The 19182-nt window shown below is 60.8% G+C and carries 18 protein-coding genes; 9 read left to right on the plus strand and 9 right to left on the minus strand.

The features are described from left to right. The 4 genes from ACUUL3_RS09475 to ACUUL3_RS09490 all read left to right on the plus strand — a co-directional run bounded on the left by ACUUL3_RS09475 (position 1) and on the right by ACUUL3_RS09490 (position 4435). Positions 1 to 1575 (plus strand): DUF445 family protein, encoded by a 1575-nt coding sequence (locus ACUUL3_RS09475; RefSeq protein ID WP_448550756.1) that lies wholly within the window; start codon positions 1 to 3, stop codon positions 1573 to 1575. Between the two features lie 163 nt (positions 1576 to 1738). Further along, a complete protein-coding gene (locus tag ACUUL3_RS09480; protein WP_448550757.1) occupies positions 1739 to 2245 on the plus strand; it encodes a Cache 3/Cache 2 fusion domain-containing protein in 507 nt (168 codons plus the stop codon). Between the two features lie 147 nt (positions 2246 to 2392). Next, the gene (locus ACUUL3_RS09485) at positions 2393 to 4012 is read left to right on the plus strand and encodes a methyl-accepting chemotaxis protein (RefSeq protein ID WP_448550758.1); all 1620 of its coding nucleotides are present in this window, start codon (positions 2393 to 2395) and stop codon (positions 4010 to 4012) included. A gap of 222 nt (positions 4013 to 4234) precedes the next feature. Further along, positions 4235 to 4435 (plus strand): ferredoxin, encoded by a 201-nt coding sequence (locus ACUUL3_RS09490; RefSeq protein WP_448550759.1) that lies wholly within the window; start codon positions 4235 to 4237, stop codon positions 4433 to 4435. Positions 4436 to 4496: 61 nt separating this feature from the next. On the opposite strand, the gene ACUUL3_RS09495 is transcribed toward ACUUL3_RS09490, so the two are convergent. Further along, positions 4497 to 4898: an Hsp20/alpha crystallin family protein gene (locus ACUUL3_RS09495; protein ID WP_448550760.1), complete on the minus strand. Its 402-nt coding sequence runs from the start codon at positions 4896 to 4898 to the stop codon at positions 4497 to 4499. A gap of 51 nt (positions 4899 to 4949) precedes the next feature. Further along, on the minus strand, positions 4950 to 5408 hold the full coding sequence (locus tag ACUUL3_RS09500) for an Hsp20/alpha crystallin family protein (protein ID WP_448550761.1): 459 nt from the start codon (positions 5406 to 5408) through the stop codon (positions 4950 to 4952). Between the two features lie 337 nt (positions 5409 to 5745). Between ACUUL3_RS09500 and ACUUL3_RS09505 the strand changes: the two genes are divergently transcribed. The 3 genes from ACUUL3_RS09505 to ACUUL3_RS09515 all read left to right on the plus strand — a co-directional run bounded on the left by ACUUL3_RS09505 (position 5746) and on the right by ACUUL3_RS09515 (position 10862). Continuing rightward, positions 5746 to 6396, plus strand: coding sequence for an adenylate kinase (locus ACUUL3_RS09505; protein ID WP_448550762.1), 651 nt, complete (start codon positions 5746 to 5748; stop codon positions 6394 to 6396). A gap of 121 nt (positions 6397 to 6517) precedes the next feature. Further along, positions 6518 to 7849, plus strand: a complete 1332-nt coding sequence (gene trmFO / locus ACUUL3_RS09510; RefSeq protein ID WP_448550763.1) for a methylenetetrahydrofolate--tRNA-(uracil(54)-C(5))-methyltransferase (FADH(2)-oxidizing) TrmFO — start codon at positions 6518 to 6520, stop codon at positions 7847 to 7849. After that, positions 7779 to 10862, plus strand: a complete 3084-nt coding sequence (locus tag ACUUL3_RS09515) for a ChaN family lipoprotein (RefSeq protein WP_448550765.1) — start codon at positions 7779 to 7781, stop codon at positions 10860 to 10862. The genes trmFO and ACUUL3_RS09515 overlap by 71 nt, the downstream gene beginning before the upstream one ends. Before the next feature lie 10 nt (positions 10863 to 10872). On the opposite strand, the gene ACUUL3_RS09520 is transcribed toward ACUUL3_RS09515, so the two are convergent. From ACUUL3_RS09520 to ACUUL3_RS09530, 3 genes are read right to left on the minus strand one after another with little or no spacing between them, the layout of a single operon-like run. Then, entirely contained in the window at positions 10873 to 11310 is a 438-nt protein-coding gene (locus ACUUL3_RS09520) for a gamma-glutamylcyclotransferase family protein (RefSeq protein WP_448550767.1), read from the minus strand. Then, complete coding sequence (locus tag ACUUL3_RS09525; RefSeq protein WP_448550769.1) at positions 11294 to 11491, minus strand: hypothetical protein; 198 nt, start codon at positions 11489 to 11491, stop codon at positions 11294 to 11296. Before ACUUL3_RS09525 ends, ACUUL3_RS09520 begins: the two co-directional genes overlap by 17 nt. A 23-nt stretch (positions 11492 to 11514) precedes the next feature. Beyond that, positions 11515 to 12117, minus strand: a complete 603-nt coding sequence (locus ACUUL3_RS09530; protein WP_448550770.1) for a nitroreductase family protein — start codon at positions 12115 to 12117, stop codon at positions 11515 to 11517. 179 nt (positions 12118 to 12296) lie between these two features. On the opposite strand from ACUUL3_RS09530, the gene ACUUL3_RS09535 reads away from it, so the two are divergent. Together ACUUL3_RS09535 and ACUUL3_RS09540 are read left to right on the plus strand one after the other, a co-directional pair. Further along, the gene (locus tag ACUUL3_RS09535) at positions 12297 to 13106 is read left to right on the plus strand and encodes a uracil-DNA glycosylase (protein ID WP_448550772.1); all 810 of its coding nucleotides are present in this window, start codon (positions 12297 to 12299) and stop codon (positions 13104 to 13106) included. Positions 13107 to 13488: 382 nt separating this feature from the next. Next, positions 13489 to 16842 carry an RCC1 domain-containing protein gene (locus ACUUL3_RS09540; RefSeq protein WP_448550774.1) on the plus strand — a complete coding sequence of 1118 codons (3354 nt, stop codon included), beginning with the start codon at positions 13489 to 13491 and terminating at the stop codon, positions 16840 to 16842. A 97-nt stretch (positions 16843 to 16939) separates the two neighbouring features. Here ACUUL3_RS09540 and epmA read toward each other — a convergent pair whose 3' ends face one another. The 4 genes from epmA to ACUUL3_RS09560 form a co-directional block, all read right to left on the minus strand. Continuing rightward, positions 16940 to 17842, minus strand: a complete 903-nt coding sequence (gene epmA, locus ACUUL3_RS09545; protein ID WP_448550776.1) for an EF-P lysine aminoacylase EpmA — start codon at positions 17840 to 17842, stop codon at positions 16940 to 16942. A gap of 27 nt (positions 17843 to 17869) precedes the next feature. Beyond that, complete coding sequence (efp, locus tag ACUUL3_RS09550) at positions 17870 to 18433, minus strand: elongation factor P (RefSeq protein ID WP_448550778.1); 564 nt, start codon at positions 18431 to 18433, stop codon at positions 17870 to 17872. A 114-nt stretch (positions 18434 to 18547) separates the two neighbouring features. Then, positions 18548 to 18913, minus strand: a complete 366-nt coding sequence (locus tag ACUUL3_RS09555; RefSeq protein ID WP_448550780.1) for a molybdenum cofactor biosynthesis protein MoaE — start codon at positions 18911 to 18913, stop codon at positions 18548 to 18550. Then, complete coding sequence (locus tag ACUUL3_RS09560; protein ID WP_448550781.1) at positions 18883 to 19179, minus strand: hypothetical protein; 297 nt, start codon at positions 19177 to 19179, stop codon at positions 18883 to 18885. Before ACUUL3_RS09560 ends, ACUUL3_RS09555 begins: the two co-directional genes overlap by 31 nt. Between the last annotated feature and the right edge of the window lie 3 nt (positions 19180 to 19182).

A 19182-nucleotide genomic window follows, 5' to 3' on the forward strand; every position in this document is an offset into this window, starting at 1 on the left:
ATGTCCCTTCTCACCTATCTGGCCCCTCCCCTGGTGGGCGCCTTCATCGGCTACGCCACCAACCATGTGGCGATCCGCATGCTCTTCCGGCCACTCACGCCCTGGCGGATTTTCGGCCTGCGCCTGCCGATGACGCCTGGAGTGATTCCGGCAAAACGCCATGAACTTGCCGAAAATATCGGCAAGATGGTGGGCCGCCACCTGCTCACCAGCGAGGATGTCCGCCATGCCCTCGGCCAGGAAGGCTTTCAGTTCGAGCTTCAGCAACTGCTCGACAACAGAATAGCCCAGACCCTGGCCCGGGATCTGGGCCCGGTGGCAAGCCTGGTTCCGGAGCGTTTCCGCTCCTATTTCACGGTGGGGATCAAGATTCTGCGCTGGCGCTTTCTCAAGCATCTCCACGCCCATCTGGACGGCGAGCAGGTCGCCGCTCTCCTTGGCGCCTCGATTCAAAAACAACTGGATCTCTTCCTGGCCCGGGAGGCGGGCGACATTCTTCCCCTTGCGAGTCGCGCGCACCTGGGGGCCATGGCGCAGGAAACTCTTGACCGCTTCCTGGCCAGCCCGGGCCTGCATGCGCTGGTCCGGGATCTGGTCGAAGAGAAGCTCGCCACCTTTCTCAAAACGGGAGGACGCCCGCGGGATCTTCTCCCGGCCGCCCTGCAGGAGGCGCTGCTTGCCCGGCTGGAGGCGGAAACGCCCAGGCTCCTGCGCCAGCTTGCCGCACACCTCGGCGAACCGGCGATGCAGGATCGCATTGCCCGCGCCATCACCGGCGCCATCCAGAAATTCACCGGTTCCCTTGGCCCCATGGCCGCCCTGCTCGGCAGCTTTGTCTCCCCGGAGTTGATCGACCAGAAGGTGCGCGCCTACCTGGCGGACAAGGGACATGACCTTGCCGGCTGGCTGCTGGACGACGCGGTGCAGGAAAAAGTCGCCGCGCTCCTGCGGGAAAAGACCCGGCAATTCCTGGCCACCCCGCTGCGGGAGCTGCTGGCCGGGGTGGAAGATGAAAAAATCAGCCAGGCCCGCACCTGGCTTGCCGACCTCCTCATAGCAGGACTCAGGAGTCCGGCAATCGGCAAGGCGCTCCGGGAACTCATCGACAAGAGCCTTGCCGGTCAACAGGAACGCCCCCTTGCCGCAATCCTCATCGACCTCTTCGGCGCCGAGGCGCTGACCCGGGGCAGGGAGTGGACCGCCCGGGAGATTGTCGCCCTCCTCCGCGCCCCGAAGAGCAAACGCCTTCTGGACGCCCTGGTTGTGGAACTGATTGAGGAAAAACTGCTTGCCGCCCCCATTGGCCCGCTTGCCGCCTTCCTGCCCCAAGAGGTGCAAAACGGCATCAGCGACTACCTCCTCGATCAGGTGAGCTCCCTGTTGATCCGCGAGGTTCCCGACCTGGTGGACTCCCTCAACATCCAGCAGGTGGTCGCCCGCAAGGTGAACTCCCTGGATATCCTCAGCCTGGAGGGCCTGCTTCTTTCCATCATGGAGGAACAGTTCAGGTACATCAACCTCTTCGGCGGCCTTCTCGGCTTTCTCATCGGGCTGATCAATCTCCTTTTCCTGTAGAGACCGCTGATCCTGCAAAAGAGAATTTTTCCTATCTGCGTCGGAAAGCCGCATTGACTTTCCCCTCTTTTTTTCGCTACCATGGCGGTGTCGGTTCAATACAAATCCGCCGACAAAAGGGTGTGAGGGGTACACAGGAAATAAACCAAACAGGAGGTATGCGATGCGAGTTGTTGGAAAACCCATGATGAAACCGGTGCTGGTGCTGATCACCCTCGGACTGATGCTGGCAGGGGCCATGCAGGCCGCGGCGGAAACGGAATTTTCGCCAAAGATCAAAACGGCCATGGCCGCCATGAAAGAGGACGCCGCCAAACTCGGCACCCCCACCAGTGACGGCTCTTCGCTCTTCTTCGGCGCCAACAGGATGAACGAAAACTATGAGCTTGTCGATTCCCTGAAGGCCAGATTCGGCGGCACGGCCACCTTCTTCGTAAAGAAAGGGGATGCCTTTGTCCGGATCAGCACCAATGTGATGAAAGATGGCAAACGCGCCATCGGCACCCCGCTCGACCCCAGCGGTCCCGCAATCGCGGCCATTCGCCAGGACAAGGCATACTACGGAATCGTCGACATTCTCGGCAAACTTTACGACACCGGCTATGAGCCCATCAAAAACGCCGGCGGCGAAATCATCGGCGTTTACTACATCGGTTTTCCCCTGGAATAAATAACGCTCCGCTTTGCGCCGGAAACGCACTTTCCGGCGACGCCCTGCCGGCAAGGACACAACTCCGCCAGATTTCCAGGCGGCACCCGTCCCTTTGCCGGCAGGGCGCCACAATATTATCAAACCACGTTAACATGAAGGGAAGAGATGGCCAGAAAACAGACAACTATCGGCAAAAAGATCGGCGCCGGATTCGCAGTGATGCTGCTGCTGATCCTGCTGCTTACCGGCATCTATCAGTTCACGCTCTCCTCGACCACGACGGAATTCACCAGCCTCATCGAACAGGAGCTGACCATCGCCCTGCACACCGGCGCCGCCAAGATTTCCCTGATCCATTGCCGCCAAAACGAAAAAATGTTGCTGTACGCCGACGATGAACTCCTGAGCAAGGAGGCGCACAACGACATCGCCAATTTCCAGGACGAAATGGACACCATCGCGGCAGTGGCGAAAAAGGCCGGCCATGACAAGCTGCTGGAAGCAACCCAAAAACTTCAGACCCTGGCCGCCGATTACGAGAAAGCCTTTGACGCCATGCTCGCAGCTCCGGTCGGCAATGAACGGATGGCCACCGTCCTTGCCGTGCGGAAAACCGCCAAGACCATGGAGCCTCTCCTGGACGAACTGCTCAATGACGTCAAGGCGGCGGCCGGGCAGGAAACCATGCAAACCAAGGAGTCCGCCACCCTGCTGGGCCGGATCGCCCTGGGCCTGGGCGCGGCCGCCCTCCTCTGCGGCGGGCTGCTGGCCTTTTTTCTCAGCCGGGGGGTTTCCGCAAGCCTCGGGAAGATCAGTCTTACCCTGGGCGACGGCGCCGCCCAGGTGACCGCCGCGGCCGCCGAGGTTTCCTCCTCCAGCCAATCCCTGGCGGAAGGCGCCTCGGAGCAGGCAGCCGCCGTGGAGCAGACTTCCGCCTCCCTGGAAGAGGTCGGCTCCATGATCAAACAGGATGCGGATAACGTCCGCCAGGCCGACAATCTGATGAAAGAGGCGAATCAGGTGATCGGCGCCGCCGACGAGTCCATGAAAAAACTCACCACCTCCATGGAGGAAATCTCCGCTGCCAGCAGGGAAACCCAGAAAATCGTGAAGACCATCGACGAGATCGCCTTCCAGACCAACCTGCTTGCCTTGAACGCAGCGGTGGAGGCTGCCCGGGCCGGGGAGGCCGGCGCCGGTTTCGCGGTGGTGGCCGACGAGGTGCGCAACCTGGCCATGCGCGCGGCCGAGGCGGCACGCAATACCTCGACCCTGATCGAAGGCACCATGCACAAAGTGGAGACCGGCTCCGCACTGGTCAGCGAAACGAGCGAATCCTTCTCCGCGGTTTCCCTCTCCACCTCCCGCATCGGCACCATCATCGCGGAAATCGCGGGTTCCGCCTCCGAGCAGGCCAGGGCCATCGATCAGGTGACCCAGGCGATCCACGAGATCGATCAGGTGACCCAGGCCAACGCCGCGGCTGCGGAAGAATCCGCTTCCGCCTCGGAAGAACTTTCCGCCCAGTCGGAAATGATGAAGGGTGCTGTCGCTGAATTGCTTCAATTCTCCGGCTATTCGCGCCAACAAGGCCCCAAAGCCCCGGCCCGGGATGAGCGCAGGTTCCAGGGTACCCCTGCCGCGGCTGCCAAACCCGGCTCCCCGCCGGTGAAAGTAAAAACGTTGCCCGCGACGCCCGGCGCAAAAGCAATCAAGGCACCGGCGCAAAGCCGCAACCCCAACGATATCATCCCCATGGACGACAAGGAATTCGAGGATTTTTAAAGAAAAAATTATTTTTTAAAAAAAGCGGGAACTTTTCCCGGACACGGGTGGTCTTAAAATTAAAAGCAACGTGAGAAAAAAGAAGCTCCCTCCTTCTTCAAAACTTTTTCACCTTGTTTCTTCCCTCTCCTTCCTTAAGTCGCCTTTGGCGACGGACAAAGGCCATTTCCCCCTCCCGGAAATGGCCTTTGTTTTTTTCTTTGCCCCCCACAAGGAGCAGCCATGATCTGCCACGTTACCATCGACACCTACCGCTGTAACAGCTGTGAAACCTGCGTGGAAATCTGCCCGGAGATTTTCCGGATGAACGAGGCCCTGGGAAAGGCGGAACCCAGGGATGGAAAGGTGGAATGCAGCGAATCCCTGCACCTGGCCGCCGCCATGTGCCCGGAAAAATGCATCGAGATCACGGAGGAAAAATAACTACAGGCAAAGGCCGCCCCTTGAAGGACGGCCTTTGCCTGCATTTAGAGAAGAAAAATGCTCAGGCCCCTTTCACCTCGATCCTGCGGGGCTTGGCAGGTTCCACCTTGGGCAGGACCAGGGTGAGGACGCCGTCCGCCATCTTTGCCTGGATTTTCTCCTGATCAATGCTCTCGGCGACGCTGAATCGGCGCAGATAATTGCCTCGCTCAAACTCCCTGATGAGCACCGTTTCCCCCTCCTGCTCCCGGGAGGTTATCATTCCTCTGATGGTCAGGGTTCCCTCTTCGAGCTGCACCTGCACCCCATCCTTGGCCACGCCGGGCATTTCGGCGAGAACATGCACCGCCTCGACCGTTTCAAAGATATCCACGGCAGGGACGTAAAACTTCTCCTCCGTGGTGGGCTCCCCGGCCTGCTGCACTTCTTTTTTCTGCTGAACCTGCATCTCTTTTTCCGTCATAAGCCTTACCTCCTGAAAAGCAATAGCTTTTTACCCGCGAATTCGCCGCTCTTAGCCGGCATTGACCTTGATCTGGCGGGGCTTGGCCTCCTCCGCCTTGGGCAGGGTGATGGTGACGATGCCGTCCACCACGGTGGCCTCGACCCTGTCCGGCTGCACCTTGGCCGGCAGGCTTACGGCGCGGCTGAAACGACCGCACTCCAGTTCCCGCCGGTGGTAGGAGAGTTTCTCCTCGACCGGGCAGATTTGCCGTTCCCCGCTTATGGTCAGGGTATCCCCTTCCATGGAAATTTCGATCCGCTCCGCGGGCACCCCCGGGATTTCGGCGCGCACATAGAGATTGGCTGCATCCTCGGAGATGTTTAAGGCCGGAAAGACCGTGGGTACGAGCCGCCCGCCGAAATCCGTCACTCCTCCCTGGAAGAGGGCATCCAGCTCCCGACGCATTCTTTCAAAATCCGCCCAGGGATTTCTGAAAAATTTCTGATCGCCAAACCGTACAATTGCCATAAGAAGCCTCCTTAAAAAAATCAGTTAACAGCTTGATTTAAAAGGATATATCCCCTGATTGACTAAAAAAATAATCCCTTTTGCCGGCTTGTCAAGATGCCGTCGATCCTCCATGATCTCACAAAAAATAAGAGCATGGCAATGACTCTTGGTTTTCGCGAAAAATATCGCCTTTGCAAAACAGAATCGTTTTGCGCTATCATCGGATGGATAAATCGTGTATATTTGCGGCCCGGCCTGGTGCTGCCGCCGGCGAAGAAAACAGCGCAAAATCATTGCGCTCGCGCAACCCCGTTATCATCCCATCCATTCAATATCCGAAACAAGGAGAAACACCATGAAACTGATTCTTTTGGGCGCCCCTGGCGCCGGCAAGGGTACCGTGGCGAAAATGCTCACCGCCATCGACGGCTCCGTCCAGATCTCCACCGGCGACATCCTTCGCGGCGCCGTACAGGCCGGCACCCCCCTGGGCAAGGAAGCCGAGGGCTACATGAAGCGCGGTGACCTGGTTCCCGATGCCCTGATCATGGGCATCATGGAGAAAAGATTGCAGGAGCCCGATTGCGCCAAGGGCTTTCTGCTGGACGGCTTCCCCCGCACCATTCCCCAGGCCGAGGCCCTGACCGGGCTTCTCGACAAGCTGAACATCAAGCTGGACATGGTCGTGGCCATCGACGTGCCCCGCGACGTGATCTTTGACCGCCTCTGCACCAGAAGGACCTGCTCCAACGCCGCCTGCCAGGCCATCTACAACATCAAGAGCAATCCGCCCAAGAAGGAAGGCATCTGCGACAAGTGCGGCAGCCCCGCCGTGCAGCGCGAGGATGAAACCGAAGAGGCCATCGGCCATCGCCTGGACACCTACAACGAAAAAACCGCCCCTCTGGCCGGCTTCTATGAGAAGAAGGGCATGCTGAAAACCATCACCGGCACCTCCAGCGATGTGGTCGTTGACGCCATCAAGAAGGAACTGGGCATTCGCTGAACCGCCTTTGTTCCCCGCGGCTGTTGGATGTTGACGGCGGAAGAACCTTTTTCCCTTTCGGGTGTCTAATGAAAATGAGTCTTTTCTCCGCACAATATCCAACAGCCGATCCCTCAAGTCCGTGAACACTGAAATCACCATCATCGGCGGCGGCCTGGCCGGCTGCGAGGCCGCCTGGCAGGTTGCTCAACGCGGCATTTCCGTGGCCCTCTTCGAGATGAAGCCGGAAAAGTACAGCCCGGCCCATGAATCGCCCTGTCTCGCCGAACTGGTCTGCAGCAATTCCCTGCGCGCGGCCGATGTATCCTCCGCGGTCGGGCTCCTCAAGGAGGAGATGCGCCGCCTGGGCTCCCTGATCATGGCGGCGGCCGACCAGACCCGGGTGCCGGCCGGCAAGGCGCTTGCCGTGGACCGCGCTCTCTTTGCCAGATTCATCACGGAAAAAATTGAAAACCATCCACGGATCAGCTTGCACCGCCGCGAGCTCGTCGAAATTCCGCCGGCGGGCAAAGCCCCCATCATTCTCGCCACCGGCCCCCTCACTTCCACCCCGCTGGCCCAGGACCTGGCAGCGCTTACCGGCGAGGAACACCTGGCCTTTTACGACGCCATCGCTCCCATTATCCACGCCGACTCCCTGGACATGGGCATCATCTACCGGGCTTCCCGCTACGATGACGGCCCGGGTGATTATCTGAACTGTCCAATGAACCGGGAGGAATACCAGGCCTTCATTGCCGCCCTGCGCGCGGCCGACAAGGTGCCTCTCAAGGAGTTCGAGGAACGGAAATACTTCGAGGGCTGCCTGCCCATCGAGGTCATGATGGAGCGAGGCGAGGAGACCCTGCGCTTCGGACCCATGAAGCCGGTGGGCCTGCCCGACCCCGCAACCGGCCGTGACCCGTACGCCGTCGTGCAGCTTCGCATGGAGAACAAGGAAGGGCTGCTGTACAATATGGTGGGGTTCCAGACCAAGCTCACCTATGCGGCGCAAAAGGCGGTGTTCCGCCTGATCCCCGGTCTGGGCCAGGCGGAGTTCGCCCGCCTCGGCAGCATCCATCGCAACACCTTTGTCTGCGCCCCCAAGGTGCTGCTTCCCTCCCTGCAGCTTGCCCGCCGGCCCGACCTCTTCCTGGCTGGCCAGATCACCGGGGTGGAAGGCTATGTGGAATCGACCGCCATGGGATTGTTGGCCGGCATCAACGCCGCCCGTCTTGCCGCGGGGTCGTCCTGCCTTGTTCTGCCAGCCGAAACCGCGCTGGGCGCCCTGAGCAATCACCTGACCAAAACAGATCCCAGCCACTTCCAGCCCTCCAATATCAATTTCGGGCTCTTTCCGGCCTTCAGTAAAAAAATGCCAAAAAAACTACGAGGTCAATACCGTGCAGAAACAGCTCTGGCTTCCCTCAACAGATTATGCGAACAGGAAAACCTGCGGCCGGTCGCGGCATGAGCGGCCGTTTTCGCTTCTTGTCCTCCTTGCCTGCCTGCTGCTGACCGCCATGCCAGGAGCAGTCCATGCCGGCCAGACATACCCGCCCCGCCAGGAACTTCATGTCAGCTTCGATCTGCCGCGCCACACCCTGACCGGCACGGCAAGGCTCATTCTCCCTGCCGGCCAGGAGTATTCCCTCAATCTCACCGGGCTGGCGGTCTCCAGCCTGACCCTGAACGGCGGCCCGCTGCCGACGGCGGAGCATCTCCTGCTGCCGGCCAGGGACGAGGAACAGATCCTTCAACTCAGCTACCAGAAAACCTATGCGCCGGGCGTAAGCGCGGACGGGCTCATCGGCCCCGACGCCATCGCCCTCACCGGCGCCTGGCACCCGCGGCTTAATCTCGATTGCCTCTTTACCCTCACCGCCGAAGTGCCGAAAAATTTCGAAGCCGTTTCCGAAGCGGAGGAGACCACCAGCACCGTTGCCGGCGAAAGCAAGGAGGTCCGCTTTCACTTTCCCCACCCGCTGGGCGGTCTCGACCTGATCGCCGGCCCCTATGTCGTGACCCGGGAGCCCTTCGGCAACGGCCAGACCCTTTACTCCTACTTCTTTGCCGAGGACCAGGAGCTTGCCGCCGAGTACCGCCGAAAGGCCCTGGCCTATCTGGCGCGCTACCAGGAACTGCTCGGCCCTTACCCGTACAAGCGCTTCGCCATTGTCGAAAACCGGCTGCCCACCGGCTATGCCATGCCCACCTTCACCCTGCTCGGCCAGGCGGTGGTGCGCCTGCCCTTTATCACCGACACTTCCCTGGGCCATGAGATCCTGCACAGCTGGCTCGGTAACTCGGTGTTCATCGACTATGCCTCCGGCAACTGGTGTGAAGGCCTGACCACCTATCTGGCCGACCAGGCCTTTGCCCACGACAGGGGCGAGGATGAGGAATTTCGCCGGCAGCAGCTCATCAACTACCAGAGTTATGTGGGGCCGGAAAACACCATCGCCCTCAGGGATTTCACCGGCGGGGTCAGCCATCTCGACCCCCTGGGCAAGGAGTTGCGCGCGGTGGGCTATGGCAGGAGCAGCATGCTCTTCCACATGCTCTTCAAGCGAATCGGCGACGCGGCCTTTACCGCCGGCCTCCGGGATTTCTGCGCGCGATTGCGCTTCAAACGGGCAAGCTGGCAGGATCTTGAAGAGAGTTTCGCCAGAAGCTCCGGCCAGGATCTCAGCGCCTTTTTCAGCCAGTGGCTCAACCGCGCCGATCTCCCCAGGCTCAAGGTAAGCGTGGAGGATCTCACGGAAGAAGAGGGCCGGCCGCGGCTTGCCCTCACCGTCAAACAACTCCAGAAGGAGCCCTACCAACTGACCGTGCCGCTGAAGATCATCACCCCGACCGGCAGCGAATTGCATGAAATTGTGCTCACCGAGACGGAATCCAGGACAGAGCTCTCCCTGGACGACTCGCCCACCCTGCTGGTCCTTGACCCCGATTACGATCTGATGCGGGAGCTTACCGAAAAAGAGCTGCCGCCGACCTGGTCCCGTTTCGCCGGAGCCCGGGAGAAGCTGGCCATCCTGCCTGCCGCCGAAGAAGAAGAGGCCTATGCCCCCCTGCTCGAAATACTTTCGGCCATGGAATGCCCGACCAAACCGGCAAACGAAGTGACGGACAAGGAAGTGGCTGAAAAATCCGTCCTTTTCCTGGGCACCTCCAGCCGGCTGGCCCGCTCCCTTTTTGCCGGGCCGCCGCCCCCGCCCACCGGCTTTACCTTGGATGCGCGGCAGAACCCCCTCAACCCCGCCACGGTCGCGGTGCTGATCTCTTCGGCAAATGCCGGGGAAACCGCGGCTGCCGGCCAGAAGCTCATCCACTACGGCAAATACGGCTTTCTCCGTTTCGAAAAGGGCCGCGTCGTCGAAAAGGGTGTGCCGGAGACAGAGCAGGGCCAGCACCTTGCCATCGATCCTCCGCCCGTGGGCCTCGCCCTGCCGCAATCGCTTTCCTTTGCCGACATCGCCCGCCAACTTGCCGACAAACAGGTGGTTTATGTGGGGGAGAATCACACCCGCTATGCCGACCATCTCCTGCAGCTCAGGGTCATCCGCGCCCTTTTTGCCGAAAACCCGAAGCTCGCCATCGGCATGGAGATGTTCAGCCGCGACATGCAGCCGGTTCTTGACCGCTACCTGGCCCGGGAATTCGACGAATGGGAATTTCTCAAGAAGTCGAGCTACTTCAGCAGGTGGGGTTATGATTACCGCTTTTACCGGGACATCATCAACTTCGCCCGGGCAAAACAGATCCCCATCGTGGCCTTGAACCAGGAAAAGGAGCGGGTCAGCAAGATCTTCAAGGAGGGTTCCACCACCGCCCTCACGGAAGAGGACCTCGCCAAGGTGCCCGCTGACCGGGATTTAAGCATTGCCGGCTACCGGGAGCGGATTGCCGACGTCTTCACCATGCACGGCCAGCATGGCGCCACGCCCGAGCAGGTGAACGGTTTTTTCCAGGCCCAGGCCCTCTGGGACGAAACCATGGCCGAGTCGGTGGCCAACTACCTCAGCGCGAATCCGGAGCAGAGAATGGTGGTCATTGCCGGCCAGGGTCATACCGTCAAGGATACGGCGATCCCGCCCAGGGTGGCGCGCCGCCTGCCGCGGATCCGCCAGGCCGTCATCCTCAATGCCGAGGACGCGGAGCCGAATCCGCAAGAGGCGGACTATCTGATTTTCTGCAGGCCGGATGAACTGCCGCCTCCCCCGGTCCTCGGGGTAATGCTCACGGACGGCGAGGAAGGCGTAGTGGTTTCCGGGCTCTCCGAACAGGGCAAGGGCAAGGAGGCAGGCATCCGGGAAAAGGATGTGATCCTGGCGGTGGATGACGAACCGGTGGCCGACATCGACGACTTGAAAATCATCATGCTGTACAAGAAAAAGGGCATGCCGGTTACGGTGCGCATCAAGCGCAAGACCGGCTTCTGGTCCGGCACGGGGAAGGAACTCTCCATTACGGTGCCGCTGTAAAAACAACGGCTCAGGGGCGAAAGCCCCCATGGGAGGCGAGAAAGGCGGCAAGCTGCTTCCGTCGGAAAAAGGCAAGTTCCCATCCTTCCCCGGAGAGGCAGGAAAGAAAATCCGGGGCGGTGACGTAGACATGCGCCGGCAGGCTTTGGCCATCCGCGGTCCGCACCAGCACCTGCCGCCGTTCATACTGCTCCCCTTCGAAGGCATCGAGAAGGACGAGGAACTTTTCGTCCACCTCGCGGTAGAGGATGCCATCGGTGCGACAGCCTGCTTCCCCGCGCAGGCCTGGATAGGATTCGTTCCTGATGGCGCAGCGACGGAAGCCCTCCAGGACCGAGGGCTCTCCGGCCAGGATCCTGCCGGTCGCCAGGGTCATCACCTCGGCAAGCTGCAGGGTGCCGTAAGCGAAAAAGTTATTCCCGCCAGCCGGCTCACTGCTTTTCGGCAAAGACCGTCTCCGGCACCGGCATGAGCGGCAGGGAGATATCCTTCTCCTTCCAGCCCAGGCTGAAGGATTGGCCGCAGTTGGGGCAGATCAGGCCCAGGCCGACCCCATCGGCCTCCGCCTTGAAAAACAGATGAAACCCCCGGCCGTAGCCGCAGGCGGGACATAACCGAAATTCCTGCATGGTCGCTCCTCCCTGTCAGACAATTAAAAACGATCGACGATCACCACCTCGTCCAGGGGCAGCTGACCGCCCCGCGGCCATGCCTCCTGAGTGCCCTTGCCGATGGCGACGAACATGGCAATGACATGGTCGGAGGGCAGATTGATCAGCTTGGCCACCGCCTCAAAATCAAAACCGTCCATGGGGCAGGAATCATAGCCCATGGCCTTGGCCGCCAGCATTAGGGTCTGGGCGGCAAGCCCGCAGGAGCGCATGGCCTCGTCCCGCTCCACCAGGGGCTTGCCGCGATAGTAGGCAGCAAGGGCCGGCACGATGAAATCCCGCATCTCCCTGGGGACATTCACCCAGTAACGGCCCGGGTTCTGCTCCCAGCTTTTCAGATTGGCGCAGAGGACGACAAGCAGGGAGGCGTCGGTGACCTGGGGTTGGTCCCAGGCCGCCTTGCGCACCTCCCGCCGGTGGGCCGGGTCGCGGAGGAGCACGAACCGCCAATTCTGGATATTGAAGGCGGTGGGCGATTTCAGAGCCAGGCCCAGGAGCTTTTCGATTTCCTCCTCGCCCATCCGATGCTTGGGATCGAAATGCTTAACAGCCCGTCTGGTCTCGATGGCGGTGAGGGTATCCATAATCCGTGTCCTCGTTCTGCGGTATTCCCGAGAGAAGAGATACATCCAGTGTAGAGACAGTGTAGAGAAATTTTTCCGGATGCACAAGCGGGTCAGGCTGGGACGGAAATTGTTTTTTTGCATTGGCCTTTGCGCCTGCCGGGGATAAGATGTAAAAACACTTTGCAAAGCCGGAAACAATGACCAACGAAACCAGACAGGCAACCAGGCCAGAACAGCCGCTTTCCGCCCTTGGCGCCCAAGAGCTTCTCTTCGGGGTGCGGAAGGTGCTCCGTTTCCACCATTGCCTGGGCATTGAGGAATACCCAGCCTCCCCGGAATTGCGAATCTTCCTCCAAGCCCAGGGAAAAGCGGCTCCGGCAAAAGCGCAGGCGCCCAAACCCGCGCCGCCCGTTGCCCGGACCAAGGCGACGGCACCGCAGCCCCCTCGTGCGGCAACGCTCCCGGCCTCCCTTGCCGGTCTGGCGGAGGAGGTAGCCTCCTGCCGGCGCTGCCCGCGCCACAAAAGCCGCGGCCAGGGAATCTGCCCGCCGGGGCCGCGGGAAGGCAAGCTTCTCATCGTCGGCGACAGCCCCTCGGCCGAGGATGACCGGCTGGGCATCCCCTTCAGCGGCGAGGCCGGAGCCCTGCTCGACAAGATGCTGGCAGCCATCGGCATGGGCAGAGAGAACGTGCGCCTGACCTTCCTTGTCAAGTGCCATGGCCCGGAGCCGCCGGACGCCGCCGCCGGCGAGGCCTGCCTTCCCTTCCTGCTCAGGGAGATCGCCGCCTTCCGCCCCAGGGTCATCTGCGCCATGGGTCCGCTGGCCAGCCAAAAATTGCTCCACTCCCCAAAACCGCTCAGCCATCTGCGCGGCAGGTTCCACGACCTGAAGGGCACACCGCTGATGCCCACCTTCTCCCCGGATTTCCTCCTGAAAAACCCGGAGCTGAAAAAGGCGGCCTGGCTCGACCTGCAACTGATCCAAAAGCTGTGCGACGGGAAATAGAAGCGTAAAATCCCGCCCCACAGATCCCCCTTTTCCCATCGCAAAAAAACAAAGAGCCCTGTTGCCCTTGGGTATTTCACCACCATAATATTGGGGAAAAAACCCAATCCGCCGTCGTTATCTTTTTCCTCCCCCTTTGCCAAACATCTTTCTCTCGTCCGGCCCGAGAACGTAACCAGAGAATATCTTATTGATTTTCAACAGATTAATCACCACAGTCAGCCACACGCTTTCCGGTAGCCCCCCGAGTATGCTCCGCCCAGCCCCCATCATCACCCTGGCCCATATTTTGCTCTCAACACTGCCAGGGAGGTTTGCCGTTTTTTAACGGCATTACTTTTTTAGGGATGGGGCCAAAGAATATGACCAAGGGAGAGAGAATATGAAAAAAACAGAAGAAGAAACAAACCAATGGATGCGCGGCCGGGGACTGCTCCTGGTTCCCCTCCTGATGCTCATGCTGGTTTTACCGGCGCAGGCGGCAAAAAACGAACATGCCGGCAGGATCGGCAACGGCCGGATTGCCGCCAATCTCTATCATACCCTCATGGTCAAGGCCGACGGCTCCCTCTGGGCATGGGGACAAAATAACTTCGGCCAGCTGGGCACAGGGGACACCACCGACAGAAGCGTGCCGACCCGGATCGGCATGGAAAACGATTGGCTCGCCGTGACATGCGGGCTGTATCACTCCTTTGCCATCCGTCGCAATGGCACCCTCTGGGCCTGGGGCGCGCAGCACAAAACCTACGGCACTCTGGGCACCGGAGATACCAGCGACAGAACCGCGCCAACCCAGGTTGGCACCGATTCCGACTGGATATCCGTCAGCACCGATCAGCTCCATACCCTGGCCCTCAAAGCGAATGGCTCCCTCTGGGCCTGGGGCCGCGGCGGAGAGGGCCAGCTGGGCACGGGAACTTATCTTAATAAAAATGTCCCCACCCGAATCGGTACGGATAACGATTGGCTGTCGGTTGCAGCGGGGGCGACTCACAGCGTGGCCCTGAAAGCAAACGGCACCCTCTGGGCCTGGGGCTCCAACGTCGATGGCCAACTCGGCAGCGGAGATACCGTTGACAAAATCTCGCCGACCCAGGTTGGCAACGAGACAGACTGGAGGGCTGTTGCTGCCGGATTTTTATACACCGTTGCCATCAAAGCGGATGGCAGCCTCTGGACCTGGGGAATGAACGACCATGGTGTTCTGGGCACGGGTGACACCATCAGCAGGCTTACTCCCACCCGGGTTGGCACCGAAAACAGCTGGGTCGCCGTTTCAGCCGGCACGGCTCTCACCACGGCCTTGCGCGCCGACGGAACGCTCTGGGAAACCGGCAACAATGGCGGTTATCCGCTTGGTACTGGTGTGGTGGGCTACCTGAACTCTCTGGAACAGATCGGCCAGGAAAATACATGGGTTGCGGTTGCCACCGGAGGATTTCATGTCATTGCGCTGCAGGACGACGGCACCATCAGCACCTGGGGCCGGAATCTTGAAGGGCAATTGGGCACCGGAGATACATCCCCCGGCTATCTGCCGACCCGGGTCGGTTCGGAGGAAAAAAAATGGACCGCCGTTGCCGCCGGGGCGAATTTCAATATAGGCCTGCAATCGGACGGCACCCTCTGGGCATGGGGGGATAACGGCGCCGGGCAGCTTGGCACCGGAGACAGCAGCGGCAGGACAATCCCGACCCAGATCGGCATGGGCTCCTACTGGACCGCCGCCGCGGCGGGGCAGGCGCATACCCTGGCCATCCAGGCGGACGGCACCCTTTGGTCCTTTGGCGCCAACGGTTCTGGCCAACTGGGCGCAGGCGATACCATGGCGCGCCTCGAACCGTCCCAAATCGGTTCCGACAACAACTGGACCGCCGTGGCGGCCGGTAACGGGCACAGCATGGCCCTCAAGGCCGACGGCTCGCTCTGGACCTGGGGAGACAACCTCCAGGGGCAGCTGGGTACCGGAGATATTCTTGAGAGGACAGCGCCAACCAGGATAACCACGGACAGCAACTGGATCGCCGTTGCCGCCGGCGCCGGCCACTCCCTGGCCCTGAAGGCCGATGGCTCGGTCTGGGCCTGGGGCAGAAACGGCGAAGGGCAGTTGTCGACCGGCGACCTTGCCAATCGCCACACTCCGACCCTGATCGGCTTTACCTGGATTTCCGTGGCGGCCGGGGCCAACCACACCCTGGCTCTGCAGGCAAACGGCAACCTCTGGGCCTGGGGAGAAAACACCCATGGCCAGCTGAACGGATATCCCGGCCTCAACGAAACGGAATCGGTACTGATAAGCGGGAACAACTGGGTTTCCCCGGCGGCCGGCGCCTTCCATTCCATGGCCGTTCAAACCGGGGGAACTTTGTGGGCCTGGGGCGACAACACGCACGGACAGCTTGGCGTCGGCAATGCGCTGACGGCCACTGCCCCGGTCCAGATAGGCGCGGACAACGGCTGGCTTTCTCTTGCCGCCGGAACAGCGCATTCCCTGGCCCTGCAGGCGGATGGCACTCTCTGGGCATGGGGCGATAACGCGTATGGTCAACTGGGCATCGAAAACAGTGCGATGGCGACAACCCCTGCCAAGGTGACCGGGCTGCAGATCGGCTCGCTCACCATTACGGCGACTTCCGGCCCCAAAGGGACGATCAGCCCCCAGGGCAATATGGCAGTGGAATATGGCTCGGGGCAAACCTTCACCATCACCCCGCACCCCGACTATCTGGTCGCCGAGGTGCTGGTTGACGGAGAATCCATGGGCGCGGTGACGTCCCACACCTTCAACGATGTCCACACCGACCATACCATCACGGCCTCCTTCAGCCCCGACGGGTATGTGATCATGGCCACCACCTCCAACGGGGGCGGCATCTCACCCTCCGAGGACGTGGTGGTGCGCGAGGGCGGCAGCCAGACCTTCACCATCACCCCCGCCCCCGGTTATGTGATCAGCCGGGTGCTGGTCGATGGCAGGAATCTCGGGGCCATCACGAACTACACCTTCACGGATGTCGTTTATGGACATAGCATCAAAGCGTATTTCCAGGTGATCAGCCATGAGATAACCGCCACGTCCGGGGCAAACGGCAGTATCACGCCAGCAGGCGCCGTCTCGGTGGCGCAGGGAGCAACCCAGACCTTCACGATCACTCCCGCTGCCGGTTATACCGTTGAGGCGCTCCTGGTCGATGACGTGCCGGTGGGCGCCGTGCGTTCCTATACCTTCAGCGATGTCGGGGCGCCGCATACCATATCCGCCTCCTTTGCCGCGAATCCCGGCTACGCGGTTTCGGCCACTGCCGGTGCCGGCGGCGCCATCAGTCCGGCCGGGACTACCATGGCCATGGGCGGGACCGATCTCACCTATTCCATCGTCCCGGATACGGGGTACAAACTGGCGAGCCTCACCGTTGACGGCCAACCGCAGGTATTGTGGAACAGCTACACCTTCCATGATATCTCCGGCAACCATACCATCAACGCCACCTTTGTCCAGGATCTGACCTACACCATCACGGCCACCGCCTATGCCGGCGGCACCATCAGTCCGGCCGGCCCGGTGGACGTAAGCAAGGGGGGCAGTCTGACCTTCAGCATTACTCCGGATGCCGGCTACCGGGTGGGACGGGTGGTTGTTGACGGAAAAGCCAAGGGCGCGATAACCAGTTACACATTTGACAATGTCACCTCGGCTGGACATACAATCAAGGCGTACTTTTACCTGAATTAACCCCGGCCCTCCCCTGTGGGACCGGAAATCAAATATCCGCCAGGGAGCAAAGACCGGCTCAGCGGATGGCACACTGCCGTTGCCGTCCGCTGAGCGCCTACAACTCCTCGGGAGAAAACGCCACCACCTCGTCGAGGAAAGAGGCGCCGGCAAAGAGCATGGCCAGGCGGTCCACGCCCAGGGCGATGCCTGCCGCCGCGGGCATGGTCGCCAGCTCCTTGAGGAACGGCTCCGGCATGGGGCCGGGCTTACGGCCCAGGGCCTCGATCCGCGCCCGCTCCTCCATAAACCTGTGCCGCTGCTCGGCCGGATCGGTGAGTTCGGAAAAGCCGTTGGCAAGCTCGATCCCGTTGACGTACAGCTCGAAGCGTTCGGCAAGGGTCGGTTCCCGGGGCTTAAGCCGGGCAAGCGCCCCCAGTTCAGCCGGATAATCATAGAGAAAGGTTGGCGTTTCCATGCCGAGCCGCGGCTCGATGTGCTCCACCAGGATTTCGTCAAAAAGATCCTTTGCCAGCGCCTCGGCCACGGAGCAGGGCGCATGGCGGCGGAAGGCCTCGGCCACGGCAAGCCGCTCCCACTCCCCTCCCAGATCAAGGTGTCTGCCCTGCACCATCAGGCTGGAGCCGCGGCCCAGCGCCTGGGCCAGGTGCCGGAACAGTTCCTGGCATTCGACCATGAGATCGCGGTAATCGCGGCCTGCCGCGTACCATTCCAGCATGGTGAATTCCGGCAGATGACGGCTGCCGCGCTCCTGGGCGCGAAAACATTTGCAGATCTGAAAAATCCTGGGGAGGCCCGCGGCGAGCAGCCGCTTCATGCAGAGCTCGGGCGAGGTCTGCAGAAACCAGCCTTCGCTGGCCACGGGGACGATGTGCGCTTCCGGGGCAGGGGCCGGGATGCGGAGGGGGGTTTCCACCTCGAGATAATCCCGGCTGCTGAAAAAGGTGCGGAGGGCCTGAACAAGAACGGCCCGCGTCTGCAGGCCGTGTTTGCTGATCATGGTTTGCGACGGGCTTAAGGAGGGAGCTTACTGCTTTACCCGGGTCACGTAAGCGCCGGTGCGGGTGTCGATCTGGATCTTCTCCCCCTCTTCGATGAAGGGCGGCACCTGCAGCACATAGCCTGTTTCCACGGTGACCGGCTTGGTATCGGAGCCGCTGGTGTCGCCCTTGACCCAGGGATCGGCCTGGGTCACCACCAGATTGACGAAGTTGGGCAGGGTGACGCCGATGGGCCGGCCGTTATAGAGCAGCACCTCCACCTCCATGTTGTCGATCAGAAAGTTGATGGAGTCGGCCAGCTGCGCCTTGGAGATCTCCAGCTGCTCATAGGAGGTGTTGTCCATGAAGACATAGTCGTCGCCCTGCTTGTAGAGGTACTGCATGGTCCTCTCCTCCAGGGCCGCCTTTTCGAGCTTGTCGTTGGAGCGGTAGGTTTTCTCAAAGGCGTTGCCGGTGATCATGTTGCGCAGGCGGCAGCGATAGAGGGCCTGGCCCTTGCCGGGCTTGGAAAATTGAAAATCCGTCATAATATAAGGTTCGCCGTCGATCTGAACCTTGAGTCCTTTACGAAAGTCAGAGGCGGAGTACATACCCTTCTTCTCCCTGTATCATTTATAAGCGGTGGCTCCCGGACCGAACCCAATCGGCCCGCGGCACCTTAGTAACCGGATTCGCGCATTTTTGCAAGGATGAACTTCCGGCCATCAGGCCAGCATCACTTCCCGCTTGGAAACGGCCTCCGCCTTGACGCGGTCCAGAAGATCGGCCAGGGCGGGCTTGACGTTTTCCCGGATGTCGCCGGCGACAATAATGAAGAGAAGATCGTCGCCCGGCTGGAACCGACCGCTCTTTGCCTCGATGACGATATCGAAGATCCCTTCCCGTTTCAGAAACTCCTGGCGGATCGCCTCGATCTTCCGCTGGTCCGGGGTGACCTCCAGCGCCACCACCCCCTCCCGGGTCTTGCGCGACCAGGCGCGGACCACCCCGTTGTGCACCAGCACCATGCCGACGTTTTCGGCAAAGGCCGGGTTCTTTTTCATCTCGGCGATTGTTCTTGAAATATCCATGCAAGCACCTCCACGTGAGGATTGTTCTCCCGATTCATCGTTAGCAATGTAGCCAGTTTCCGGGAAAAGGTCATCCCCTTTTCCAAAGCCGGGAACGCCCGCCAAAAAGGCTGCCAGCGAAATCCCAAAACCAACATCTCACGAAGATGATCGCAAGTTGCCGGGAAAGATTGAAGACACCGCACGAAAAAATCTGTAAAACCGCCCCGTTCATGGGCGTTCCTGCCTGTTTCAATCAATTTGAGCGCTTTAGGAACATCCGCCATCTG

This window comes from Thiovibrio sp. JS02 (assembly GCF_053485635.1).